This window comes from Arthrobacter crystallopoietes (genome assembly GCF_002849715.1).
Classification (GTDB): domain Bacteria; phylum Actinomycetota; class Actinomycetes; order Actinomycetales; family Micrococcaceae; genus Crystallibacter; species Crystallibacter crystallopoietes.
Window position 1 is genome coordinate 810,724 of sequence record NZ_CP018863.1, and the last position, 23,925, is coordinate 834,648.

Below are 23,925 nucleotides of genomic sequence, written 5' to 3' on the forward strand. Positions count from 1 at the left end.
GGGGGTACGAATGAGGGACGCGAACTAGTTGGAGGTATGGCCATGTCGTCCGAGTCGACCAACACAGAGATACCCGGCTACAACTACGGAACCGCCGAGCATTCGCCCGTCACCCTGACCGAGTTGGAGGAACTCAAGGCCAGTGTGATGCTCGATGAGCGCGACGTGGCGATGCTGCAGCGGGCGGGTGAGCTGCTCGATGACCAGGTCGATGACATTCTCGATGTCTGGTACGGCTTCGTCGCCAGCCAGCCGCAACTCGTGGCCCAATTTTCCCAGCCCGGCGGCCCACCCATCGATGAGTACCTCGCGGCGGTGCGTCCGAGATTCGGGCAATGGATTCGTGACACGTGTTCCCGCTCCTACGACCAGGAGTGGCTGGATTACCAGAACGAGATCGCGCTCCGGCACACCCCCGCCCACAAGAACGAGACGGACCAGGTCGGCTCCACCTCGGTAGTGCCGCTGCGGCATCTCATCGCGTTGACCGGGCCGGTCACGATCACAGTCCGTCCCTTCCTGGCCCGCAAAGAGAACGACGGCGAACAAGTTGACGCCATGATGCAGGCCTGGCTCAAAGCGGTGCTGCTGCAGATTGCCTTGTGGTCGCGGCCGTATACGCGGGAAGGGCAATGGTAGAGATGGTCAACGAAGCCAAAGATGTGAACAGCGACCAGCAGGCCATCGCCGCCGTCGAACACCATCACGGGCAGATGCTGACCCGGCTGAACCATTTGACCCGCGCGTTGGTTGACGCCGTGGAAAGCGGGAAGAAGTCGGCCGAACATGACGCTCACGAGCTGCTGGTGGAATGGTGCGAAAACGACCTCATTCCGCATGCCTTGGCAGAAGAGTCAGCTCTTTATGAACGTGCCCGTTCCCGGCCCGAGGCGAACCTTCTTGTCGAGGGCATGCTCGCCGAACACCGGGTGATCACAGATACGTTGGAGGAACTACGCGGCGCACAGGGCATCCGTGCCGCTGCCCTGGCCACCGCCATCGAGCGCCTCTTCGCCCAACACCTGGACAAGGAAAACAAGCTGCTGCTGCCCTTCTTTGTTTCCCAGCCGGACCTGTCCCTGGTCGAGGCGGTCGAAGGGCTACATGAAATCGTCGGCGAGGCCCATCCCCATGGCGGCGAGCATCTGCATACAACTACGGAAACCCGACTGGCCTGAGAGGACAGATCGGCTGAGTGCGGACGGCGTGGACTCCACTCGGTCCGGCTGCGCTCTATTCCGCTACTCTCCCGCTTGCGGCATCCAGGACATGCAGTAGTTGAGGTTGGCGTTGACGGTCGCTACGGCCGCGTCCTCGTCGCGGGCGGCAATGGCTGCCACGAGCGCCTCATGCCCGGCTTCCAGGCATCCGTCGAATCCGTTGCGCAGCCGCTGGGCCATTTTCGTGCCATGGAAGACGTCTCCGAAACTCCCGTAGAGCTCGTGCAGCAGCCTGTTGCCCGAGGATTCCGCCACCTTCAAGTGGAAATCCCAGTCGGCCGCAATCCACTGTTCCAGATCCTCCGCCGCCCAAGCCTCGCGGCGCTTGGCGAGCATCGCATGCATAGCCGCGATGTCGCCGTCGTTAGCCAGTCGGGCCGCCAGACGCGCGGCCTTCGTGTCCAGAGCGAAGCGGACCTGCAGCACGTCCTCGTCCTCGTGCTCCCGGTAGGCCTTCCGGGCGGCACCATGGATCTCGCTGGCCGCGCGAACGTAGGTGCCGTCCCCGCGCCGGACCTCCAGCATCCCCGCGTGGGCCAGCGCCTTGACTCCCTCGCGCAGGGTCCCCCGCGAGACGCCGAGCTGCGCCATGAGCTCGGGTTCGGGCGGGATCCGTTCCTGCAACGGCCACTGGCCGGAGACGATCGCCTCGCGCAGTCGCTCGGTGACTTCGTCGGCCAACTGCGGGCGTTGGATTGAACCGAGCGTCATGCCTGGCTCCCCTCGCCGCGACGCCCACGCAAGCGCCCCCGGCCACGGCCACCTGAACGAACCCGGCCCCGGCCAGCACCACGTCCACCAGCAGAGCCGGCACCGCCACCCGCGCTGAGCCAGTACGCCAGGAACAGCTGCAGCACTGCCACGCCCACCATCAGCTCCAGCGACAGAGTCCATCCGCCGGTGGCCGCGTGCAGCAACCCCAAACCGAACGGACCCACAGTCGCCACGAGATAACCCACCGACTGGGCAAGAGTGGACATCGCTGTGGTTTCCGCCGCGTTGCTTCCGCTGCGGCTGATCACCACCATGACAATCGGGAACACCGAGAACCCGATGCCGATCAGCAGCACCGGCACAAGGACCAGCTGGTCGGGCGTGACCAATAGGCACGTGTAGCCCAGGAAGCTGGCGCCGGTCGACACCATGAACGCCGGGCGCAGCAGCCGCGGCTTGCTGGCCATCGCCAGCACCAGGACGACGGCGGGAATGCTGATCAATTGCAAGGCCCCGAGCATCAGGCCCGCGGACGCCGGATCCAGGCCGCGGGCGATGAGGATGGAGGGCAGCCAGCTGATGATCGTGTAGACCAGCAGCGCCTGCACTGTGAAGAGTCCCGTGATCAGCAGGCCTTTTCGTGTCAGCAGCAACGGCCACGGCGAAACGCCCGCGCCGGTCTCGGCCACCGGGCGCGGCTTGCCGGCCACAGCAAGCGGAATGAACGCGAGCAGGGCGACGATGGCCAGGAGCGACCACGATGCAAGGCCCATGACCGGCGAGTTCAGCTGCATCGCCACCGGCACGCTCAGCGCTGCGGCAGTGGTCGCGCCGATCGACATGGTGATGGTGTAGACGCCCGTCATGGTGGAGGTCCGGTGCGCAAAGTGTTTGCGGATGAAGGAGGGCATCGCCACGTTGCAGATGGCCAGCCCGGACATGCTGACCACGGTGCCCAGCAGCAGCATGCTGACCGAATCGACCACGCGCAGCGCCAGTCCGGCCGTGAGCAGCGTCAACGCAACAGCGATCGCGCGTTCCAAACCGACGAGTCTGCTCAGCCAGGACGTGGCTGCGCCCGCTACGGCGAAGCAAATAACGGGGATCGACGGCAACGTGGCGGCAACCAGCGGTCCGTACCCCAGCAGCAACTGCAGATCGTGGAACAAGGCGGCGGCGCTGGCCACACCCACTCGCAAATTCAGACCAATGAGCACGACGGCGGCAATCGCCAGGAAGGCTGCAAGCCTTTTCGGTGTGGCCGGCTTCGGCGCTATCTGACGTTCGTCCAACTCCGGAGCAAGAGTTTCATCCAGGACTTCGCCCAAATTCTCATTGGCAGGTTCATGAAGAGGCGCTTGAGTAATTCGGGACGACATACGTAAACATTAGACGTTTGACGTCTTCTCGTGCAAAGTGCCTAGTCAAACACGAGCAGTGCACTCTTGACGAACTGGTGGCTCCTGTAGACACAGCACGTCTGCTTCTGAGTCCTATGAGGGGCTGGGAGACTTGAAACGATCAGAACACTGTCCTCTGACCGCATTCTTTACCTGGGACGAACTGGAAGGAAGTATCGATGCGCATATTGATTGTTGGCGCGGGAGCTACCGGAGGTGCGTTTGGAACGCGGCTCCAGGAAGCCGGCAGGGACGTCACTTACCTTGTTCGCTCTGAACGCCAGAGACTCCTGCAACGGGATGGCCTGCGCTTCCTCGCCCCCGACGGGGATCGCACGCATGCCGTTACCGCCGTCACGGGCATTTCTGAAGGTGACCATTACGACCTGGTGGTGATCGCGGTGAAAGCACCCGCACTCAAGGCGATCCTCGGCACCGCCGGCCCGGCAATCGGCAAGAAGACGCAGATTCTCCCGTTCCTCAACGGTCTTGACCATATCGACGTGCTCGAAGACGCATTTCCGGGGCAGGTGATTGGCGGCCTCGTGAAAATCGTCGCCATGGTCGACGAATTTGGTGCCATCCGGCAAATGACACCCCTGTCCACAATGACCATCGGGGCGTTGACGGCCGATCCTCTGCCTCCCTCCCTTGTGGAAACCCTGGATGTTCCCGGCATCGACCTGACCATCACGACCACGATCATGCAGCAACTCTGGGAAAAGTGGGCGTTCATCAGCGCAGCCGGCGCTCTCACCTGCCTACTACGCAACAATGTGGGCGCGATCCTCGAAGCAGGAGGCCGGCCCCAAATCCTACAAGCAATCGCCGAAGCCGAAAACGTTGCGGCAGCTGCAGGCTACCCCGTGAGCGAGCCAGGACATCAGCAGAGCCTGCAGATGCTGTCAGCTCCGGGGTCCTCGTTCACTTCTTCGCTTTACCGGGATCTTCAAAGGGGGCAGGCAGTCGAAGCCGAGCACCTTCTCGGGTCTCTCGCGGCGCGGGCACGAACCTTGAACGTCGATACGCCGCTCTTGGATCTCGCCGTGACACAGGTGCGGGCTCACCACATCAACCCCACCGGTGGAGGGATCTTCGACTCGGCCTCCGCCTGAAAGGCCCTGGAGGCGGCATAGAAACCAGAGACTCCGCAGCGATCAGATGAGTCGCATTCCGCATTCACCCCTCAATCACCGCGGGCGCAGTTGTGGACAGCAGCCAACGGTACGACGGACGGCCGTTACTTTCAGAGTCCTGCATCCTTCAGCGATTGAATATCGCGGCGGCGTTCGCTCTCGATAATTTTCATCATCTGCCGTTGGATCTTGTCCACGGCGTGTCTGTTCAGTTCCTTGCGGAGCAGGGCCAGTTCGTCAGCAGCGATCTGCCGACGGATCCCGTCGCGCTCAGCAACAGTCGGGGCCTGCTTCAGCGCCCTTTGATAGCGCTCTTCCACAATAGGATTTTAGTTCCCACTGCCCCGCATAGACCAGAGCCGGGGAGCGATGCCAGCGGACTCCTCTGGCGAATTCAATGACGTTGAGGGGCACGTGTAAAAATTTCGACGGATTCTTTACACGTTTGCTGCACACATAAACATCCTTTACACGTCGGCTACGACAGCACGTCTTTAGTGGCGAAGCGGCTGTAGGCGAGCGCGCAGAAGACGACGATGTAGCCGCCTTGGAGCAGGCCGTTGGCGGCGAAGGAGTCCCAGGAGATCGGCTGGCGGAGCAGGTCCGCGAAGCCGAGCCAGTGGTGGCTGAACAGCCAGGGGTGGAGCCATTCGAGCTGCGGAAGGTTGTCGAGGATCTGGGACACGACGGCGAGCACAGCGGTCGCGGCCATGGCGCCGACGGGGACCTCGGTCAGGGTGGAAATAAATAGACCGATGGCCGCGAGTCCGAGCAAGGACAGACCGACGTAGCAGGCCACCAGGAACAGCCGCAGCAATGACTCGCCTACGCTGATCGTGTCGCCGGAAAGCAGGGTGATCGGGCCTACGTCGAAGAGCGCCGAGCCGATCAGCACTCCTGCCGTCGCCACGGAGAGTGCGGCGGCAAGGCAGAAGACGACGGCGGCCGCATACTTCACCGCCAGCAGCCGGATCCGACCAGCCGGCGCCGCGAGCAGATACCTCAGGGTTCCGTGGCCGGCCTCGCCCGCAATCGTGTCCCCCGCGGCCACGCTGACAGTCAGCGGGAGGAACAGCGGGATGGATACAACCATGCCGGTCAGCGCGATGAACAGTCCGTTCTGGGATACGCGGTCCAGGAACGGCGGACCCTGGCCGGGACCCGGATCGCGTGAGGAAAGCCGGACAGCGAGCGCTATCAGTACCGGGACGGCAGCGAGCGCCGCCAGCATGGCCCAGGTTCGCCAGCGCCGGAAGAGCACCTTCAGCTCGGACCCCAGCAGCGCCCAGCCCGCGGAGGGCCGGGATGCGGTTACTCGTGATCCGCCATTGCCAGACGACGGTCCGTTTGGTGCAGATGCGGGCAGCTTATTGGACAACGTCGAAACCCTCCCCCGTCAGCGCCACGAACCGCTCCTCGAGACTGCTGCTTTCCACCGCGAAGCCGCGGACGCGGACACCTTCGGCGACGAGGGCCGCGACAATCGATTCCGGTTCCACCGCATGGTCGGCGAGCGGAGCGCGGACGGTACTGCCGCCGTCGTTGTTTGGATCTTGCGGTTCGGGTGCGAGACCCAGCCGCTGGAGGACGCGGCGGGCCTCGTCGGTGTCAGGAGTCTGGACTTTGACGTGAGCGAGACCGACCCGCCGGAGTTCATCGACAGTCCCCTGCGCCACCAGTTTGCCGGCGCTCATGACGGCGACGTGCGTGCAGATTTGCTCGACCTCCGCGAGCAGATGGCTGGACACGAAAACCGTGGTGCCTTCGGCAGCCAGCGAGCGCACAAGGCTGCGAACCTCCCGCGTGCCCTGCGGGTCGAGGCCATTGGTCGGCTCGTCCAATACCAGCAGTTCGCGCGGCATCAGCAAGGCGTTGGCGATGCCCAGACGCTGCTTCATGCCCAGAGAATAGGCGCGGACCTTCTTGCCGGCCGCATGGGACAGCCCCACGCGGTCGAGCGCCTGGTTCACCCGGGCCCGCCGGGTGGCCGAGGAGGCGTGGCGGTCCGCGGTGTCGAAGCGGTGCAGGTTCGCGGCGCCGGACAGAAAAGGGTAAAAAGCCGGCCCTTCGATCAGGGCTCCAACACGGGGAAGCACCTCGCGGAGGCTCGCTGGCATGTCCTGCCCGAGTACCCGGACGTCCCCGCTCGTGGCGGCGGCGAGGCCGAGCATGACCCGGATGGTTGTGGTCTTCCCCGAGCCGTTCGGACCAAGGAAGCCAAAGACGGAGCCGTGCGGAACCGCCAGGTCGATGCCGTCGACGGCCGTCTGGTGGCCGAACCGCTTGGTCAGCCCGGTAGTTTCAATCGCGAGTTCGGTAGATGGGAGGGCGCCGCTCACCGGCCCTCCGCTGCCGCCTGCAGCTGCTCCAACGGAACCGATCCGGCGAACACCCGGCCATCGTCGGTCACGAGGACGTTCACCAGCGCCGAGGAAAGCAACCGGCCGCCGTCGACCTCTTGAGCGGTTTCGGCGATAACCGGCGAGTCCAACAATTCCGCAGGCACTTCATCTGCCGGCAGGCCGATCACCGTTTCCCAGCCGGATCCGTACTTCGTGTAGTCCTTATCGTGATTGCCGTCGCCCTGATGTCGGTCGCCGTGGTCACCCTTGGCATGCTTGCCATGATGGTCCTCGACAACGCGCTCCGTGACGGTGGCGCCCGGCGGCGGTGTGAAGTTGAAGAGATCGTCCGACGGCGTTTCCAGACTCAGCTCGGTGAAACCGACCTCGAAAGCAGGAGCATCCTGGCCGCGGGCCGCGACATCCACGCTGAGCGGCAACCCTGTTTCCGAATCCACCGCAATCGAGACGGACCTGACCAGCGTCTCCGAGCTGTCGGGGGTCAGCACCAGTTCATAGGCGGTCCGACCGGCAACTTCCGCGTCGGCGCCCACTGTCACTTCCGTGCTGGGCTCGACCGAGGACAGGAAGTGCTCGGCCAGATCTTCAGGGGTCCATGCTTTGTCGCCGTGATGCCCCTCGGTCTCCGAGCCTTCCGGAAGGATCAGATGGGTGGCGGCATTCTGCTTGGAGCTGTACAGCCACACATCCCGGCCGTTGCGGATGACATCGCGTTCGGCCAGCCGGTCCATCACCTGCACGCGCGCCTGTGAATGGCCATCCAGATAAACCCGTGCCGTGTGGGATCCACCGAGGAGCTCGAGGGCGGAGGCTACGCCGGACGGAGCGCCGGACTCTCCGGACGGTGAATCCGTGGGCAACTGCGGCAAACCCAGTTCGGACGTTTGCTCAACAGTTCCGGACAACGAACGGACGGAGCTATCCGCCACCATTTCCAGGACTTCCTGCGGTGTCTTGTCCGGCAAGTCCGTGGCCGCGCCCGCCTGGACGGTGCCCAGCACCACGCCGCCCGCGATGACCGCAGGAACGACGGCGGCGGGGAGCCAGCGCTTCCATACAGGTGTCATGACAACCTCCGACGTTGCAAGTCTTCTTTCCAGACTACGCTCAATCGATCAGGTGTTCACGAGTACAGTTTCTTCTGCTCCGGGTCAGGCCGCAGTCTTGAGAACCCTAGACTCCGTATCGAGTTCAAGCAGCCGGCGCGCCTCTTCAAGTGCGGTCTTTGAATCCTTCTTGTCCATCTGGGCCAGCGTCAGCAAATTCGCGATCCGCTGCTCGCGCCGCATGCCTGAGACTTCATCGGCGAATTCGATCATGGCGATGACACGCGCATGGGCGCGGCGTCCGCGGGCATCGTTGCTCGCGTCGTCGGCCTCGACGTCGCCCAGAATGGCGATAGCTTCCGCCAGTCGCTGGTTCATTGTTTTCTCCCCTACATATACGTCTGTGTACAACAGAAAAGTCGTTTCCCCGCGACGATCCTGTTTGATTGCTTTATCGAACCATAGGCAGTTCACGCCAAAGTTGGAATAGCAGATTGTAATTTACGTCATTGTGACCTCAGTTACAAAACGGAATGTCCCTGCAGGTCACAAAGCCATGACCGCTTCCGGACCTTGATATCGGGGGAAGCCACAACCCCCTTGGCAGCAGCATCGAATTGTGCCACGTTGGAAAGTGGATCCACCAACAATTCAAGGAGGGTGATCCCGATGCCCAAGACAGACAAGAGCGGAAAGCCGAAGAAGAGCGAACTGCCCAGCACGCTCAAGCGTTCCGGCAAGAAGGCCCAGGAAACCTTCGCCGAGGCGCATGACTCGGCCGCCGAGAGCTACGGGGACGAGGAACGCGCACACCGCGTTGCCTACAGCGCCCTGAAGCACACCCATGAGAAGGTCGGCGACCACTGGGAGCCCAAGGAGAAGGCCGGCCCCTCCGACAAGCAGGCCAAGGGAGGCAAGGACACCTCCCGAAAGACTGCCGGCGGCGTGGACGCCAACGCTTCCAAGGAGCACCTGTACGACCTGGCCAAGAAGCTCGACGTGCCGGGGCGCTCCAAGATGAACAAGTCCGAATTGGTCGACGCCGTACAGAAGGCCAACGACAAGGAGACCCGGAAGTCCCGGTAGCTACCGGGACTCGCCATCACCTGACGCCGTGCGTCCCCTTGTCGGTTGCGATCTGATCATCGATTGCACTTCCCCAGCGGTAGAGGCGCATTGCCCAATAACCCGCTGCGCCCATTACCAGGAAGCCGCCGACACCCACGACGGTCAAATTCGTGGCGACGCCGATGATCAACAAGACCAAACCGACAATCCAGGCAAGCACCGCTAGAACAAGCTGTCCATGGTCGGGCCCCAACAGGTCGGACCGCATTACTTGGGCAAGCTCCGGGTCCTCGGCGGCCAACTGCAACTCCAGCGCATGAAGCTGCTCCCGCTCCTCATCCGACAGCGGCATAACGCACCCCCTTCATCAGAAGTCCGGAGAAACAAAAGCGCCGGCCATGAAGGCCGGGCTTTCGCCGGTATAGCTATCATCCGCTTCTAAATCGGAAATTGCTAGTTTTAGAGCGTGCTTTCCCTACCAGCTGATTCCGGGCGTACGTAGCGGCACAAACCGGTGCTTTCAGGAGGGGGAAGTCCTCATTATCGGCAAGCGGTCAGGCCGCTGCGGTTGGTGCCGTTCCGGTATCCGCTAATGCCGCCATCCCCTCCATCATCGCCAGTGCCAGAACATCCTCAAGGTCTTTGAATTTGGCCTCTCCGGCAACGTTATTGAGCTCTTCTCGGTCCAACAGGTGGTCGTAGAGTTCGGTGATGCCGGTGCCGAAATACCTTGTCAGGCGTCCGGCTTTGGTCAGCACCGAGCGGGTACGAACGGGGCCAGGCAGCCCGGGAAGTCCGAACGGTTGGTCCTCCTCAATGATGAGAGCGTCCCGAACCGAGACCGCACTCCGCTCCAGCAACGGCACTAGGGATGTGCCTTGGATTCCCCTGAACAGGTGTGTTCCGGTCAGCTCCATCAGTGTGGGTGCCAAATCCGCGGTGGAGACCAAGGCATCAGTACTGCCCGGACTCATGCCGGGGACTTTGATCGTCAGGGGCACGTTGGTGACGGCCCGGTAATGGCTGAAATGCTTCAGCATCAAACCGTGATCCCCGAAAAGGTCACCGTGGTCGCTGGTAAAGACAACAATCGTGTCCTCGGCCAGCCCGTTGTCATCGAGTGCCGCCAGGATCCGGCCGATCTGCTCATCCATCAGCGTGATCAAACCGTACTGGGCAGCGGCGGCCTGGCGGTACTGCGCCTCATCGGCGGCGAAAGTCATCGTGGGGTCTTCATTCGGTTCGCCGCGGCGGTCGAACATCCGGCGGATGTGCGACGGGGACTTGGCGTGGTCCTGGTAGAACCCGATCGGCAGCTCCACCTCATCCGGTGAGTACATGTCCGCGTACCCTGCCGGCGGTGAAAACGGATGGTGCGGGTCCGGGAAGGAGACGAACATGAAGAACGGTTCCGCAGATTCGGCGAACCCGGCCAAGTGCGCCTCGGCGCGTTCGCCGACATAGGAGCTTGGATGCAGCTCTGCCGGGATGCCGGTTTGGTACACCTGGTCCCAGGTATCCAGACGCTTGGGAGCGTTCTCGGCACCGCCGAGCGCCACAGGGTCGATGCCGCGTTCCCGTGCCCAGTGCACATAGTGCCCACCCGGACGGTCGCCGTGCCCGATGACCAGGTCCACGTGCTGGTAGCCGTAGTACCCCTCGGGGAGCGGCATGAAACCCTCCGCATGCGCCGCCGCATTCTCCCATTGGTCCCAGCCTTCCGGGCGGGACTGCGTGCGGGCGTTGGAGGACTGCGGATCCAGCAGCAGCGGGTCCGTGGCTTCGATCTCGGCCCGCTGGATGGGTTCAAAATCCCACCCCATGTTCTGGTGGTGGAGTTTGCCTACGGCCCGGGTCAGGTAGCCGCCGCAGGACAACTGCTTGACCAAATTATTTGCGTCCGGGTCCATCGTGATCCCGTTGCAGCGTGTGCCGTGCGTCGAGGGCCACCGGCCTGTCAGCAGGCTGGCGCGGTTGGGCATGCAGGTGGGATTGGTGACGGTCGCCTCGGTGAAGACCATGCTTTGGGCGGCAAGCCTGTCCAGGTGCGGAGTCCGGACCACTTGGTTGCCGGCGAAACCTAGATGGTCGGCGCGCAACTGATCGGCGATGATGACCAGGACGTTGGGCCGCCGTGCCTTCCCGCCGCTCATGCGGGCTTCCGGATCATCGACAGCACGTTGGTGCGCTGGTCCGCGAATTCCTTCAGTGCACGCGAGGAAATCTGGTCCCGCGGCGCCGGCAGGTCGATGTCGACCACGTCCAGCACCCGGGCGGGCTTGGCGCCAAGGACCACCACGCGGTCGGAGAGGTAGACAGCCTCGTCGATGTCGTGCGTGACCACCAGGATCGTCATACCGAAGTCGTCGCGGATCTTCAGGCACAGGTCTTCCAGCTCGAAGCGGGTCTGCGCGTCCACCGACGCGAACGGCTCGTCCATGATCAGGATTTCGGGCCGGTACGCCAGGGCCCGGGCGATGGCCACCCGCTGCTGCATGCCGCCGGAAAGCTGCCACGGATACTGGCTAGCGGCATGCGTCAGCCCCACAGCGTCGAGCGCGGTGTCGATGCGCTGGTTGAGCTCGGCTGCCGGCAGTCGCAGGTGGCGCAGCGGCAGCCGGATGTTCTTGCGAACGGTCAGCCAAGGCATCAGGGAACGGCTGTAATCCTGAAAGACCAGGGCCATCTCGGCTGGCGGACCGTCGATTTGCCGCCCGTCGATCGCGGCGGCTCCGGAGGTGACCGGCTGCAGCCCGGCCAGGCACTTCAGCAGCGTGGTTTTGCCGACGCCGGACGGGCCTACGATGCACACCACTTCGCCGGTGTTCACCGTGAAGGTCAGGTCCTCGATCACGCACTTGGCGGACGCGCCGCTGCCGTAGGTCTTGGACAGTGCTGTAACTTCGAGCCGGGGCAGCGCGGCAGCTGCATTGCGGACGGTCATCGGGTCCTCCTGGACGGTGTGCCGGCCTGCGGCGCGCCGGAAGCTGTTAGGGGCAGTCGCGGTCATGAGTTAGCCAATCGTCGGGAGCCTGCGTGCCAGGCCAGAATGCGGTTCTTGAGCAGTTCGAAGACCAGGTTCGCGCCGAACCCGATCACGCCGAGCAGCAGGATGCCGGCCCACATGTCCGGAATCATGAAGCTTTGCTGCGCCAGCAGAGTCATCGCGCCGATGCCCTCGGACGAGCCCAGCATCTCGGAGGCAATCATGACGATGAACGCCACCTGCAGGCTGACCTGCATACCGGAGGCGATCTGGGGCCCGGCCGCCGGCAGATAAACCTGCGCGAGCCTTTCGCCGCGCGACAGCCGGTAGACCGAACTGACGTCCTTCAGCGTGGTGTCCACGCTGCGGATGCCGTCCACCGTGGCGATCAGGGTCGGGAACAGAGCCGCCAGCGCGATGCTGGCCACCCGCATCTCGATCCCAAAACCGATCAGCGAGATGAAGATCGGCACCAGCGCCACCGGCGGAATTCCGCGCAGGAAATGGATCACAGGATCCAGCGCCCACCGGGCAACCGGCACCAGCGCAGTGACAAAGCCAATAACGACGCCGGCAACGGTCGCCACCGCGTAGCCCAGCAGCAGGTTGCGCAGGCTGAGCAGGATGTCCGAGCCGAAGTGGTCGAACAACCAGAGCTGGCGGAAACGGACCATGATGGCGCTCAGTGGCGGGAAGAACGTGTTCACCGAGTTGGCCGAGGCCACCCACCACGCGGCCACCAGCAGCACCGGGGTCGCTACGCCCAGGGACCAATTCAAAGCCTTGCGTTTCATCACAGGACCACCTCCCGGTAGGACTCGTGCCAATGGAGAAGCCGGCGTTCAGCCAGCCGCGTGGCGCCTTGGAACACCAGGCCCAATAGACCCAGGACCAGCACCAGCGCGTACAGCACAGGGAAATCACCGGCCGCCTGCGCCTGATAGATGCTTTGGCCGAGTCCCGGCCCGCCGCCCAGCAGGCCGGCGACGACCGCCACGACCAATGCAGCCGGGGCCGCCACGCGCATGGCGGTACCGATAAAGGGCATGGCACCGGGTAGCGTGACGAGCAGCAAGATCTCGGCGTGGCCCATGCCGTAGGAACGGGCTGTGTCCCGTGCTACCGGATCGGTGTCGTGCACCCCGGCGACGGTCTGCATCACAATCGGCAGGGCGCAGCCGATGACCACCAGGACCCAGGACATCTGCGCCGTCGGCCCCAGCACCAGCACCACCAGGGGCAGTACCACAATCGGCGGAATGGGCTTCAGGAACTCCAGCACTGCCATGGTCGCGTAGCGCACCGGCGCGAAACTGCCGATCAGCAGCCCGGCCGCAACACCGGCGACAGCGGAAATTGCGAGTCCGCCGAGGGCAATCAGGATCGTGTCGGCCAGATCCGCCCAGAAAGTCCCGGTAGCCAGCAGCGCGGCCAGTTCGGCGATGGCGTGACCCGGGGTGGGCAGGGCGCTGTCATTCATCGGCCCCGTGGCCAGGTACTGCCACAGGAGCAGCGCCCCGGCAATCCCCAGCGCACCCACCGCGGCAGGTTTGATTTGTGTTTTCACAGTTACTCCAGGATTTCCGCCAGGTCTACTCGGACAGGAACAGGCTTTGGTCCAGCTTCGGCTCCTCCGCCAGGAATCCGAGTGTGGCCATCCGGGCAGCGGTCCGCTGGACGTCCTCCAGCCGCACTTCCACGGGCCAGAACGGAGTGGCGCCTGCCTTGACGGCTTCGAGTTCCAACCCGGTGATTTCAGCCGCCTGCTTCTGAGACTCGTCCAGATTGTCGTTGGCGTACGCGTTGGCCTTATAGATGGCGCGCTGGAAGCCCAGCAGTTGGTCCTGTTTGGACTCTGCCTGCGCGGATCCCGCTACCCAGAGGCCAATGGCGCCTTTTTCGAAGAACTCAACGCCGGGCGAGGCCAGGAGGGTGTTGCCGGCGGAGGCGGCCTGGCCGGTGAACGGCGTGACCAACGAGGCGGCATCGATCCGGTCGTCTTTGAGCGACTGCAGAGCGGAGGCCGGGTCCAGCACCATCCAGTTCACTTTGGCGGGGTCGCCGCCGTCGTCCTTCACCAATTGGCTGACCGTAACTTCGAGCTGTGCCTTGCGGGCCGGCACGGATACCCGCTTGCCCTCCAAATCCTTGGGCGAATCGATCCCACTGTCCGCTGCGACGTAGAGCCCTGTGTCATCCACCTGGCTCAGGTCTTCCTGCTCAAGCGCGTCGTCAGGATAGCCATCGGCGGCGGCCACCACAGTCAGCGGCACGCCCTGGCTCTTGGCATTGAGCATGGGAATCGACGGGGTATAGGTCAGGTCCAGCTGGCCGCTTTGGGCTGCGGCAATGCCTGCCGGAGGATTGGCGACGACGGAAACTTCGACGTCGAGGCCTTCCTCGGCGAAATAGCCCTTGTCAATGGCGGACTGGAGGGCCGCATCGGCGGCGATGCCGATGGTGCCGACTTTCAGCGTGGTTTCGTTGGCGCCGTCGGCCGCCGGTGGCGATGACTCGGAGCCGCAGGCAGTCAGGCCCAGTGCCACCGTAGCGGCGAGGGCGAGGGGAAGCTTGATACGCATGAGTTCTCCTTGGTTGAAGATGGTTATTCGAAGTTGCAGTTGGAGTCGCAGTGACAGTTGGCCGGCTACAGCGCGGGCCCGGCCGCCGGCACCATGGAAGGTTCGTGCACAATCTGTCCGCCGCTGATGGTCCAAGCGACGTGGCGTTCGAGCAGGGCATCCGGTTCGGAATCGGCAGGCCAGGGCGCGTCGAGGAGGCAGAGGTCCGCCGCCAGCCCGGGGTGCAGGGCCCCCTTGAACTGTTCCGCGTGGTCCTGCCAGGCCGGCTGCGAGGTCATCGCCGCCAGGGCCTGGACCAGACCGAGGCCTTCGCCGTCGTCAACGGGTTCCGGGTGGTCGACGGTTGAGCGGGTCACCGCAGCCAATATGGTCCGCCGCCAGTCCGTTGTGGTCACCGGCGAATCCGATGCAATGTTGAACCGGACCCCTTGGCGCGCGGCCGAGCGCAGCGGCTGGTGCCGGCGGAAACGTTCCGGGCCCAGGATGCCCTCAAGCAAACTGCCTCCGCCGGACCGGATCATCGGGTTGGTGCTGTAGCCGATGCCGTGTTCCGCCAGACCGGCCAACGACTGGTTGGACGGAAAGGAACCGTGGATGACGTAATGCCGGTTATCCCCCGGCTGGGCTGCTTGCGCCCGGATGGCGGCGTTCATGGCTGCCTCCGTTGCGGCGTCGCCGGTGGCATGGATCCCGGCCTGAAGGCCTGCGGAGTGGATAAGCCGGACAATCTCGCCCAGCTCGGCGGAACGCTCGGAGTCGGTGTTACCGGCAACCACCATCGAGCCATGGGTGCAGGCGTGGCCATAGGGTTCGGTCATCCAGGCCGTTCCGCTGCGCGGGGTACCGTCCGCGAAGACCTTTACGCCGGCGATCCGCAGCTTCCTGCTGTCGATGCCGCGCTCGGTGTAGGTCCGGTGCAACCCGGATTCCAGGCCCTCGCGGACCATGTCCGCGCTGATCCCGCCGGTGCCTGCGAAGAGGAGCAGCGTGTTCATGCGCAGGGTGAGTTCGCCGGAGAGTGCCAGATCCCCCAGCAGGTCCAGTGCTGCGGTGGTGCAGGAGCCGTCCAGCAGCCCGCCCGCGCCGGGACCCAGTCCCGGCTCGGTCAGCGAAGTGATGCCTTGGGCGTGCAGGATCCGTTGGAACCTCAGGGCGGCATCGCGCATGACCGGAACCGGCAGGGCTGGCAGCGCCCGCGTCATCAGTTCCATGGCGGCGTCGACCAGCCGGCCGGTCGGCGATCCGTCCGCGGCCCGTTCGATGACACCTCCTGTGGGAGCCGGCGTGGAGACCGTGATGCCGGCAAGTTCCAGGGCCACGCGGTTCGCCAGGAGCTGGTGCCCGGTCTGGTCGAAAACCACCACCGGTGTACCGGGCTTGCAATCGAGGACCAGTTCCGGGCCGCCGGGGCCCAACACCAGCTCATCCCAGCCATGTGCCCTGATCCAGCCGTCGGCCTCCGGCCGGGCCTGCTCGATAATGCGGCAGACCTCCTCCCACCGGCTCGCGGCATGGCTGCCGACGCGTACATACCCGAAGCGCACCATGGAGGAGGCGATGAAGTGCAGGTGCGCATCGTTGATCCCCGGGAGTACTGCGCCGCCGTCGGCGTCGATGATCCGCGTACCCGGGCCGACCAACCCCAGCACGTCCTGCCCACCAATCGCCTGGATCCGCCCGCTGGAAACGGCCACGTTGGCAGCATCGGGGGAACCGTTGGGAAGTACTCCTTCCGGCACGGTTGCGTTGATGACCACCAGGTCCGCGGCTGTTGCCCGCTGCTCCATTCGACGCTCCTTATGTGATGTGCGTTACCGACTGGAATAGTATGTCGAATGACTTGGTCACTTGACCACCTTTTTTCTAAAATTATTCTTAATTCGTTCGGGAAGCCTGTCCGAACACCGCGAATCCAAGGCCAGCCCGGTTCCCGCCTAGGATGGTTCTACCTAACTGGAGGTGAATGCATTGGCCCGAGTACCCACTGCTGAGCGGCGGTTGCAGTTTGTCCGGTCAGCGGCGAGAGTGATCGCCCACGACGGATTGGCCGCAGCGACAACCCGCCGGATTGCGGCGGAAGCGGAGGCTCCGCTGGCCTCGCTGCACTACTGCTTCAGGAGCAAGGACGAGCTGCTGCAGGAGGTCTACTACTACCTCAGCCGGGACTACGCCCAGGCGCTCCCGCCCGTGACGGTGGCCGGTGCGGGCCTGAAAGCTGTGGTGCGGGCGCATGCCCGGCGTGTCTGGGAACGGATGCTTGCCGAACCGCACGAGCAGGTGACGACGTTCGAGCTGTTGCTGCGCCGTTTCCGGGTCGACGCCGAGGAAGAACCCCGGGCGCTGGCCATGAACCGGTCGATGTATGAGGGCTGGATCAAATCCACCTGCGAGCTGTTCGAAAACGCGGCAGTCGACGCAAATGAGGAAGTTCCGGCCAATCTGGAACTGTCAGCCCGGCTGTTCATCTCCGGCATCGATGGCATCAGCATGCAGCATCTGGCGGACCCGGACACCGAACGATCGACGGCGCTGGTTGACATGCTCGCCGAGAGTGTGGCCGGCTCTTTCGCCTACTCCCCGGACGCCGGGAGCGAGTAGGTCCATAACTGGTTCAGGCTGCCGTCCGGAAACCGCAGTTGCTGCTGGCTGAATCGGGGCTGTTGGAACTGCGGGCGGCGACCCGATAGCGGTTGCAGTACGAGTCGTGACACAGGAAGGACCCGCCGCGCATGACCCGGCCGCGCCCGATGGTCGGGCCCTGCGGATTCGCAGCCGGTGCATTGCGGTAATACTTCGGGAGGAACCAGTCGCTGCACCACTCCCAAACGTTGCCGCTGACCTCGTACAAGCCGAAACCGTTGGGCGGGAAACTTTGCACCGGAGCCGTGCCTAGGTAGCCGTCTTCCAGCGAGTTGACGCGCGGGAACTCGCCTTGCCAGATGTTGCAAAAGTGTTCTTCGGCCGGCCCGACCAGCTCATCCCCCCAGGCGTAGCGCTTCCCCTCCAGTCCGCCGCGGGCGCCGTACTCCCACTCGGCTTCGGTGGGCAATCGCCGGCCGGCCCATTTGCAGTAGGCCTGGGCGTCGTTCCACGACACCTGCACCACGGGATGGTCCGGCAAGTCCTCCCAACTTGAGAGCGGACCGGTGGGATGCGCCCAGTCTGCACCGCGGACGTTCAGCCACCACTGTGCCCCTGCCACATCGCCCAGTACGTCCTCCGGCCTGGCTTGGACCTGGAGATGGAACACAGCGGAAGTGCCGAAGCGCTCCGACTCCGTTCGGTAGCCTGTGGCCTGCACAAACGCGGCGAACTCCGCGTTGGTCACCGCAGTCGCATCGATCCGGAAGGCGTCCAGTGCCACGTCGTGAACTGGAGTTTCCCCGTCGGCGGGGTACCCCTCGCCGAAGTGGTCCCCCATCCGGAAGCTCCCCGCCGGCAGCAGCACATCGCCGCGCTCCGCGCTCTCTGGCCGTCCTGCGCTCTCGATGCCGGCCACGGCCGCGCCGGACGCGGCGTCGTGTACAGGGTTACCGAGGGCTGGGCGCGATGGGCTGCCGCAACAAGACACAGGTGCTCCTTCCCCATTGCTGGATTTGTATTAAAAGGTACCGTGCCGGCGCTCCTAGCGGGCAGGATCCTTGGCCGGTTCGGGAGTTTCGGCTGGCTTCGCAACGTCCTCGATGTACCGCGGGCGGTTGATCATCACGGCTCCGGTCATCATGACCAGCAGGCAGACGCCGAGCATGGCGAAGGAGGCGTTCCAGCTGCCGGTGGCTTCCTGGACGACGCCGAACAGCAGCGGGGCGATGCCGGCGCCGGCGTAGCCGATGCCTTGGCTGAAGCCGGCGAGCACGGAGGCACCGTGCGTGGTCCGTGAGCGCAGGTTCATCATCAGCAGTGCGGTGGCGAAGGTGCCCTGCCCCAGGCCGGCGAGCGTGATCCACCACCAGGTGCCATCCATCGGCGCGAGGAACAGGCCCAGATGTCCCCCGGCCCAGCATGCCGCGAAGATGCTGATGGCGATGATCGGGTTGCGCATGCGGGGTACGATCAGCGGCACCAGCAGGCTGACCGGCAGCCCGAGGATCGCGAAGTAGGCCAGCGCCGAGCCGGCTACCGCAGCGTCCACATTCTGCCCGGTCAGGTACGGCGGCAGCCAGGTGAAGTAGACGTAGGTCTGCGCAGAGTTGCCGGCGAGGAAGATCGCCAGGCCCCAGGCCACCGGCGAGCGCCAGGGATTCAGATGCTCCAGTGTGGGCTTGGCCGGCGGCATCTTGACCGAGCTCGACGCGGACGGCGGGGCAGGCTGCGGATCCGACGTCGACGGCGAGGCGGAACTTGTGTGGGCGGCCGCGGCGTCGTCGTTCTTCTCGCGTTTTGCCCGCCGGTCATGCAGCAACTGGGCTGCCCACGGGACCAGCACCAGCGCGCTGATCGAGGCCCAGACGCCAATCGACACGCGCCAGCCGGCTAGGTCCGCTACGGGCACCGCCAACTGCGGACTGGCCGCCGTCCCGACCGCGAGCAGCGTGACATAGCCGGCCGTGACCACGCCCATTCGGTCCGGGAAGTACTTCTTCACGAGCGGCGGCAGCACCACGTTGCCCATGCCGTAGCCGGCCATGACCACGGCGGAGAGGCCCAGGAACGGCCATACCTCGCCCATGAAGGCGCGCCCCACCTGGCCCGCGACGGCCAGCAGCACCGCGAGGGTAAGGACCTTTTCCAGACCCAGCCACCGGATCAGGATGGGCGTGCCCAGGCCGCCGGCGGCGAAGATCAGCGGCGGCAGCATCGCCAGCAGGCCGATGGTGGCGGCATCGAACCCAAGTTCGGGGCTGACCTCGCCGAGCAGCGGCGGCACCACGGAGACGGCGGCGCGCAGACTCAGCGCCATGATCAGGATGCCCAGCAGGGCCCCGATCCGGCCGCGCCAGGGCTTGCGCAGGAAGTAGTTAGTCACCAGCTAACCCTAGCCAACGGCGGAGCCCGGGCGAGTCATAAAACTCACCCGGGCGCCGCCGTCGTTGTTTGGTTAGCGGGATTTGGTGCCGGCTTGAATCGGCCGAACCGATTCGGTCCGGACCATGCTCTCGCGGAATTTGAACCGGCTTTCGCCGTTCATCCGGTAGGCGGCGACGATGTACAGCGCCACGATCCAGTCGAAGCTCACGCAGGAAATGGCCCAGCTCTCGGGGGCGAACTCGTGTCCGCCGCCGAAGTAGTGGAGCGGGACGTCCCAGATGGGATGCAGCGCCCACCCTGCGGCGAGCCAGTAGGGCGAGCGGCGCAGGCCGATGATGCCCAGCGCGCCGAGCCCGAGCGCTTGCAGGAGTTCCGCGAGGGCCCACGGTCCGCTGGCCTGGCCCGCGATGGCGAATCCGAGGTAGGCCCCGCCCGCGATGATGAGGAAGATGGCGAGCAGGGATCGCCCGGCGGCGTCCTTCACGAACCGCGACAGCAGGAACGCGATGGCCACCAGGAGCACGGCGTTGATGGCGCCGCCCAACAGATAATTTCCGATGAGAGTTGAAGTAGTCATGGCAGGAAAATTACTGGGCCACGGGGCTGCTCGAACCGGCGAAATTACCGGGTTTGGCACCGGTAACGACGGTGCAATGGCAGCTGCTAACTACCAACGACGACGGCGGGGGCGCGTCCCAGGTGCTGGCGCATCAGTTCGGCGCGCGTACTGATGCCGAGCTTGGCATACACGTTGCGGAGGTGGAAGTCGATGGTGCGCGGGCTGAGGAAGAGCCGTGCGGCGACATCGCGGTTGGTCATGCCCTGCTGGACCAGGCCAGCGACCTGGAGTTCCTGCGGGGTCAGCGTTGCTGCGGTGGAAGGATCGCGCTTGCGTGCCGTCCTGCCGGAGGCGCGCAGTTCCTGGCCGGCGAGTTCCTCCCAGCGGGCGGCGCCGAGGTCAGCGAAGGTTTCCATCGCGGCCTGCAGCTGGGCGCGGGCATCGACCCGGCGGCGCTCCCGGCGCAGGAACCGGCCGTAGGCTAGCTGGGTCCGGGCACGGTCGAATACTCGCGGCGACGAGGCGTGGTGTTCCAGCGCCAACTGGTAGAGCTTTTCGGCGTCGGCCGGGTTGTCGGCCAGCAACGCGCGGCCGTGCTCGGTGCTGGCAGCCGCCCAGACGTTGCCCGTGGCCGCGGCGAATTCCTCCAGGTCCGCCAGCCGGCTGGCGGCCTCATCCTGCTGCCCGGTTGCCATCGCGGACTCGAAGAAGTCGATGGCGGCCAGCCGACGCGTCAACGGCAGTTCCAGCTGGGCCAGATGATGGTGGGCCGCTTCGGGCTGGCCGCTGTGGACGGCCTTGGCCCACAACCGGAGATCGTGGGTCAGGCCGGCGACGATGCCCAGCGGATGGTTCGCCGCAACGTCGTCGGCCGCCGCCAGGTGGCGCGCGTAGCCGTCGTCGTTCTGCAAGGCATCGAGCAGGGCCAGCAGCGTCAGTGGTGAAGCGGTCAGGCCCGGCTGCCCGGTGCCGTTGGCCAGTTGCAGGGCTTCGGCCGCGCCGGCCCGGGCCTCGTCCCAGTTGCCGGTGGCCACATCGGTGACGGCCCGCCGGGTCAGCGCGTAGAGCACCATGATCAGCGCGCCGGTGCCGCGCGCCCGGGCCAGCAGCAGGTTGTGGTACTTCAGCGAGGCGTCATCATCGCCCAAGTGCAGGGCTGCGATGCCGAGGTTGGGCAGCAGGTCCTGGTCCGCGTTCTCCAGCGACGCCCCGTCGGCGAAGGCCGCCCTGAGCACCGGCGCGCCCTGCTCCATCTCGCCGCGGGACACGTGGTGCAGGCCCACCAGCAGGTGCCAGAAGCTGTGCTCCCGGGCGGGCGCGCCGGCCTCCGGAGGGACCGCGACGTCGACGGGCGTGATGCCGATGCCGGAGTCGCCGCCGAAGGAAGCAAGCGCGGCGGCGAACATCGCCATTTCCCGCGCACGCACAGGATCCGCCTGGGCTACATCGCGGGCGCCCTGCAGGATCATATGGTGGCCCAACTGGAGAGAACCGGTGTTCCACTCGATCCGGGCACGACGACGAACCGCGTCTGCGCGGAGTCCCGGGCTTCCGGCCATGGCTACCGCGGCGTCGCTGAGGGTCCGGGCACGGGCAGCCTGTCCCGCCAGCCACGCGCTGCCGGCCGCCTCATACAAACGCCGTGCCTTGGCTTCGGCGTCGAGGGTCAGCTCCGCGGCGCGTTCCCAGGCAGCGCTGGCGGCCTCGTGCCCGCCGCGGCTGCGCGCCCTTTCGGCCACCTGGTCCAGTTCGGCGGCCACCGCTTCGTCGTCGTCCTCCGCAGCCGCGGCCAGATGCCAGACCCGGCGGTCCGGGCTGTGCTCCTGGGCCAGCACCTCCGCCAGTGCAGCGTGGGCCTGCCGGCGCCGGTAGGCCCTGGCGGAACCGTAGACGGCCGAGCGGACCAGCGGATGGCGCAGCTGCAGCCTCCCGTCCGCGACCTTCAGCAGGCCGGATTGTTCCACCGCATCGAGCGCGTCGTCGCCCGCGCCCAGCGCCTTGGCTGCTTGCCGCACGGTGGTGAGCTGGCCGGCGTCGTCCGCCGCTGCCACGAGAAGCCAGGTTTGCGCGTGCTCCGGCAAGCGCCGGCAGCGGTCCAGAAAGGCCCGCTCCACGCCGGCGGTGAGCGGCAGATGGTGCGGCAGTCCCGACGTTCCGGCCAGTTGTTCGGGCGACAAGGACCCGGCCAGCTCCACCAGGGCCAGCGGATTGCCGGCGGTGCTGCGCACCAGCTCGCCGGTGACTTCGGCCGGAACAACGACGCCGGAATGCTCGGCCAGCAGCTCTGCCGCCGTCTGCTCATCAACGCCCGCCAGCGCCAATGCCGGCAGGTCGCCGTAGTCGAACTGGCGCTCGTCGCCGTCGCGGGCGGCGAACAGCACCGCCACCCGCTCCGCGTCCAGCCGGCGTGCCACGAACAGCAGCGCCGCGGCCGAGACGTCGTCCAGCCACTGCGCATCGTCGATGACCGCCAGCACGGGCTGGTGCTCGGCGGCTTCGGCCAGCAGGCTCAACGCGGCGAGGAAGATCAGGAACCGGTCCACGCTCTCGGTGGCGATTTCGCCGAAGGCGGCCTTCAGCGCGTGGGCCTGCGGTTCGGGGAGCCGGTCTGTGTAGGACATGACTGGGCGCAGCAGCCGGTGCAGCGCAGCGAAGGCCAGCGGGGATTCGGACTCGATGCCCCGGGTCCGCAGTACGCGCAGGCCCTCGGCCCCGGTCACGGCGTCGTTGAGCAGCGTCGACTTGCCTACGCCCGGCAGGCCGTGGATGACAAGGGCGTTGCCCCGTGAAGTGCGGGCTTCTTCGATCAGCCCCACAATGACCGCGCGCTCCCGCGCCCTCCCCTGGATCACCGCACGATTCTACCAACGGCCGTTGGGAAAACCCGGTGGTTTTACCGGTCCGAACTGCCCCTCCCGAGCCGGAAGATCGACCTACCGAAAACCGGAAAAACCAAAACTCAAAGCACATCTCACCAAGGAGCAACCATGTCCCTCCGCTTCCGCCGCAGCCAGCCGGACGAAGGCCAGCTGATCCGAACCACCTACCAGGTAGCCGGCATGTCCTGCGGGCATTGCGAGACCGCGGTCAAGACCGAGATCGGCAGCCTGGCGTCGGTGACCGGCGTCGACGTCGACCTTTCCTCGGGGGCGGTCACCGTAGCGAGCCAGCGTCCGCTGGCCCGCAACGACGTCGCCGCCGCAGTGACCGAGGCCGGCTACACCCTCATCTGACCGCCCGCCCCTCCTGCTGCTCCCCTCCTCACCTCCACAATCTTCAAAGGTAAAACAATGAACAACACCGAACTGCACGCCTCCACCAGCACGACCACCACGTCCCCCACCACCAGCCGCGGCAGGCGTATCTGGCTTTTCACTCGGCACTACCTGGAAATGGTGGTCGCCATGATCCTGGGCATGGTCGTCCTCGGCCCGGTCTGGAACTGGCTGACCCGCGCCGCCGGTGTCTCCGCCGTGTTCGACCGGCCGGATGTGGCCTCACTGGTCATGGCGACGAACATGACCGTGGCGATGGGCGCCTGGATGAAGTTCCGCGGGCACGGCTGGGCACCGATTATCGAGATGGGCGCGGCCATGTACCTGCCGTTCATCGTGCTCTTCGTCCCGCTCTGGATGGGCGCGATCGACGGCCATACTGTGATGGCCGCCGGGCACCTGCTGATGCTGCCGGCGATGGCCATCGCGATGCTGCTGCGGCTGGACGAATACACCCAGGACCATGCGCACCACCGCCACTCCGCCGACCAGGCCCACGAGCACCACGCGCACAAACACGCCTGAGCCGGCCCACCGCTTCCCCGCCGGGCTGCCGCTGCTTACCGAAGTAGCCGCTGCCCGGCGCAACCCCTTGAACAAAACAGACC

General features: G+C 65.4%; 25 protein-coding genes. 7 read left to right on the forward strand and 18 right to left on the reverse strand.

The window, feature by feature from the left end:
- Positions 1 to 42 precede the first annotated feature (42 nt).
- Both AC20117_RS03950 and AC20117_RS03955 read left to right on the forward strand, forming a co-directional pair.
- Complete coding sequence (locus AC20117_RS03950; protein WP_074703235.1) at positions 43 to 639, forward strand: protoglobin domain-containing protein; 597 nt, start codon at positions 43 to 45, stop codon at positions 637 to 639.
- Entirely contained in the window at positions 633 to 1,178 is a 546-nt protein-coding gene (locus AC20117_RS03955) for a hemerythrin domain-containing protein (protein WP_236777436.1), read from the forward strand. Before AC20117_RS03950 ends, AC20117_RS03955 begins: the two co-directional genes overlap by 7 nt.
- A 63-nt stretch (positions 1,179 to 1,241) precedes the next feature.
- Here the strand turns inward: AC20117_RS03955 and AC20117_RS03960 are convergent, their stop codons facing one another.
- Positions 1,242 to 1,931, reverse strand: coding sequence for a FadR/GntR family transcriptional regulator (locus AC20117_RS03960; RefSeq protein WP_074700893.1), 690 nt, complete (start codon positions 1,929 to 1,931; stop codon positions 1,242 to 1,244).
- A complete protein-coding gene (locus tag AC20117_RS03965) occupies positions 1,928 to 3,262 on the reverse strand; it encodes an MFS transporter (RefSeq protein ID WP_074700892.1) in 1,335 nt (444 codons plus the stop codon). The genes AC20117_RS03960 and AC20117_RS03965 overlap by 4 nt, the downstream gene beginning before the upstream one ends.
- 251 nt (positions 3,263 to 3,513) lie before the next feature.
- Between AC20117_RS03965 and AC20117_RS03970 the strand changes: the two genes are divergently transcribed.
- Positions 3,514 to 4,449 carry a ketopantoate reductase family protein gene (locus tag AC20117_RS03970; protein WP_074700891.1) on the forward strand — a complete coding sequence of 312 codons (936 nt, stop codon included), beginning with the start codon at positions 3,514 to 3,516 and terminating at the stop codon, positions 4,447 to 4,449.
- 131 nt (positions 4,450 to 4,580) lie between these two features.
- Here AC20117_RS03970 and AC20117_RS03975 read toward each other — a convergent pair whose 3' ends face one another.
- The 5 genes from AC20117_RS03975 to AC20117_RS03995 all read right to left on the reverse strand — a co-directional run bounded on the left by AC20117_RS03975 (position 4,581) and on the right by AC20117_RS03995 (position 8,257).
- Positions 4,581 to 4,790: a hypothetical protein gene (locus tag AC20117_RS03975; RefSeq protein WP_074700890.1), complete on the reverse strand. Its 210-nt coding sequence runs from the start codon at positions 4,788 to 4,790 to the stop codon at positions 4,581 to 4,583.
- Positions 4,791 to 4,948: 158 nt separating this feature from the next.
- Positions 4,949 to 5,848: an ABC transporter permease gene (locus tag AC20117_RS03980; protein ID WP_083339736.1), complete on the reverse strand. Its 900-nt coding sequence runs from the start codon at positions 5,846 to 5,848 to the stop codon at positions 4,949 to 4,951.
- Entirely contained in the window at positions 5,838 to 6,809 is a 972-nt protein-coding gene (locus tag AC20117_RS03985) for an ABC transporter ATP-binding protein (protein WP_074700889.1), read from the reverse strand. Before AC20117_RS03985 ends, AC20117_RS03980 begins: the two co-directional genes overlap by 11 nt.
- Positions 6,806 to 7,900, reverse strand: coding sequence for a LolA family protein (locus tag AC20117_RS03990; protein ID WP_074700888.1), 1,095 nt, complete (start codon positions 7,898 to 7,900; stop codon positions 6,806 to 6,808). Before AC20117_RS03990 ends, AC20117_RS03985 begins: the two co-directional genes overlap by 4 nt.
- Before the next feature lie 84 nt (positions 7,901 to 7,984).
- Positions 7,985 to 8,257 (reverse strand): hypothetical protein, encoded by a 273-nt coding sequence (locus AC20117_RS03995; RefSeq protein WP_074700887.1) that lies wholly within the window; start codon positions 8,255 to 8,257, stop codon positions 7,985 to 7,987.
- Between the two features lie 291 nt (positions 8,258 to 8,548).
- Between AC20117_RS03995 and AC20117_RS04000 the strand changes: the two genes are divergently transcribed.
- A complete protein-coding gene (locus AC20117_RS04000; RefSeq protein WP_074700886.1) occupies positions 8,549 to 8,965 on the forward strand; it encodes a ChaB family protein in 417 nt (138 codons plus the stop codon).
- 16 nt (positions 8,966 to 8,981) lie between these two features.
- Here AC20117_RS04000 and AC20117_RS04005 read toward each other — a convergent pair whose 3' ends face one another.
- The 7 genes from AC20117_RS04005 to AC20117_RS04035 all read right to left on the reverse strand — a co-directional run bounded on the left by AC20117_RS04005 (position 8,982) and on the right by AC20117_RS04035 (position 16,302).
- Positions 8,982 to 9,299, reverse strand: coding sequence for a DUF3040 domain-containing protein (locus AC20117_RS04005; RefSeq protein WP_074700885.1), 318 nt, complete (start codon positions 9,297 to 9,299; stop codon positions 8,982 to 8,984).
- Positions 9,300 to 9,501: 202 nt separating this feature from the next.
- On the reverse strand, positions 9,502 to 11,100 hold the full coding sequence (locus AC20117_RS04010; protein ID WP_074700884.1) for a sulfatase family protein: 1,599 nt from the start codon (positions 11,098 to 11,100) through the stop codon (positions 9,502 to 9,504).
- Positions 11,097 to 11,891: an ABC transporter ATP-binding protein gene (locus AC20117_RS04015; protein WP_101632527.1), complete on the reverse strand. Its 795-nt coding sequence runs from the start codon at positions 11,889 to 11,891 to the stop codon at positions 11,097 to 11,099. Before AC20117_RS04015 ends, AC20117_RS04010 begins: the two co-directional genes overlap by 4 nt.
- A gap of 62 nt (positions 11,892 to 11,953) precedes the next feature.
- Complete coding sequence (locus AC20117_RS04020; RefSeq protein WP_074700882.1) at positions 11,954 to 12,727, reverse strand: ABC transporter permease; 774 nt, start codon at positions 12,725 to 12,727, stop codon at positions 11,954 to 11,956.
- Positions 12,727 to 13,500 carry an ABC transporter permease gene (locus AC20117_RS04025; protein WP_074700881.1) on the reverse strand — a complete coding sequence of 258 codons (774 nt, stop codon included), beginning with the start codon at positions 13,498 to 13,500 and terminating at the stop codon, positions 12,727 to 12,729. The genes AC20117_RS04020 and AC20117_RS04025 overlap by 1 nt, the downstream gene beginning before the upstream one ends.
- A gap of 25 nt (positions 13,501 to 13,525) precedes the next feature.
- A complete protein-coding gene (locus AC20117_RS04030; RefSeq protein ID WP_074700880.1) occupies positions 13,526 to 14,515 on the reverse strand; it encodes an ABC transporter substrate-binding protein in 990 nt (329 codons plus the stop codon).
- Between the two features lie 65 nt (positions 14,516 to 14,580).
- Positions 14,581 to 16,302 (reverse strand): amidohydrolase, encoded by a 1,722-nt coding sequence (locus tag AC20117_RS04035; protein ID WP_074700879.1) that lies wholly within the window; start codon positions 16,300 to 16,302, stop codon positions 14,581 to 14,583.
- Between the two features lie 181 nt (positions 16,303 to 16,483).
- Here AC20117_RS04035 and AC20117_RS04040 point away from each other — a divergent pair, with 181 nt between their 5' ends.
- Complete coding sequence (locus tag AC20117_RS04040; protein ID WP_074700878.1) at positions 16,484 to 17,113, forward strand: TetR/AcrR family transcriptional regulator; 630 nt, start codon at positions 16,484 to 16,486, stop codon at positions 17,111 to 17,113.
- A 13-nt stretch (positions 17,114 to 17,126) separates the two neighbouring features.
- On the opposite strand, the gene AC20117_RS04045 is transcribed toward AC20117_RS04040, so the two are convergent.
- From AC20117_RS04045 to AC20117_RS24145, 4 genes are all read right to left on the reverse strand, one after another.
- Complete coding sequence (locus AC20117_RS04045) at positions 17,127 to 18,005, reverse strand: formylglycine-generating enzyme family protein (RefSeq protein ID WP_236777537.1); 879 nt, start codon at positions 18,003 to 18,005, stop codon at positions 17,127 to 17,129.
- Positions 18,006 to 18,140: 135 nt separating this feature from the next.
- Positions 18,141 to 19,481 (reverse strand): MFS transporter, encoded by a 1,341-nt coding sequence (locus tag AC20117_RS04050; protein WP_236777437.1) that lies wholly within the window; start codon positions 19,479 to 19,481, stop codon positions 18,141 to 18,143.
- 72 nt (positions 19,482 to 19,553) lie between these two features.
- A complete protein-coding gene (locus AC20117_RS04055) occupies positions 19,554 to 20,060 on the reverse strand; it encodes a DUF6010 family protein (RefSeq protein WP_139186786.1) in 507 nt (168 codons plus the stop codon).
- Positions 20,061 to 20,146: 86 nt separating this feature from the next.
- Complete coding sequence (locus AC20117_RS24145; protein WP_074700875.1) at positions 20,147 to 22,894, reverse strand: helix-turn-helix transcriptional regulator; 2,748 nt, start codon at positions 22,892 to 22,894, stop codon at positions 20,147 to 20,149.
- Positions 22,895 to 23,029: 135 nt separating this feature from the next.
- Between AC20117_RS24145 and AC20117_RS04065 the strand changes: the two genes are divergently transcribed.
- Positions 23,030 to 23,275 (forward strand): heavy-metal-associated domain-containing protein, encoded by a 246-nt coding sequence (locus AC20117_RS04065; protein WP_074700874.1) that lies wholly within the window; start codon positions 23,030 to 23,032, stop codon positions 23,273 to 23,275.
- A 57-nt stretch (positions 23,276 to 23,332) separates the two neighbouring features.
- Positions 23,333 to 23,842: a hypothetical protein gene (locus AC20117_RS04070; protein WP_074700873.1), complete on the forward strand. Its 510-nt coding sequence runs from the start codon at positions 23,333 to 23,335 to the stop codon at positions 23,840 to 23,842.
- Positions 23,843 to 23,925 lie beyond the last annotated feature (83 nt).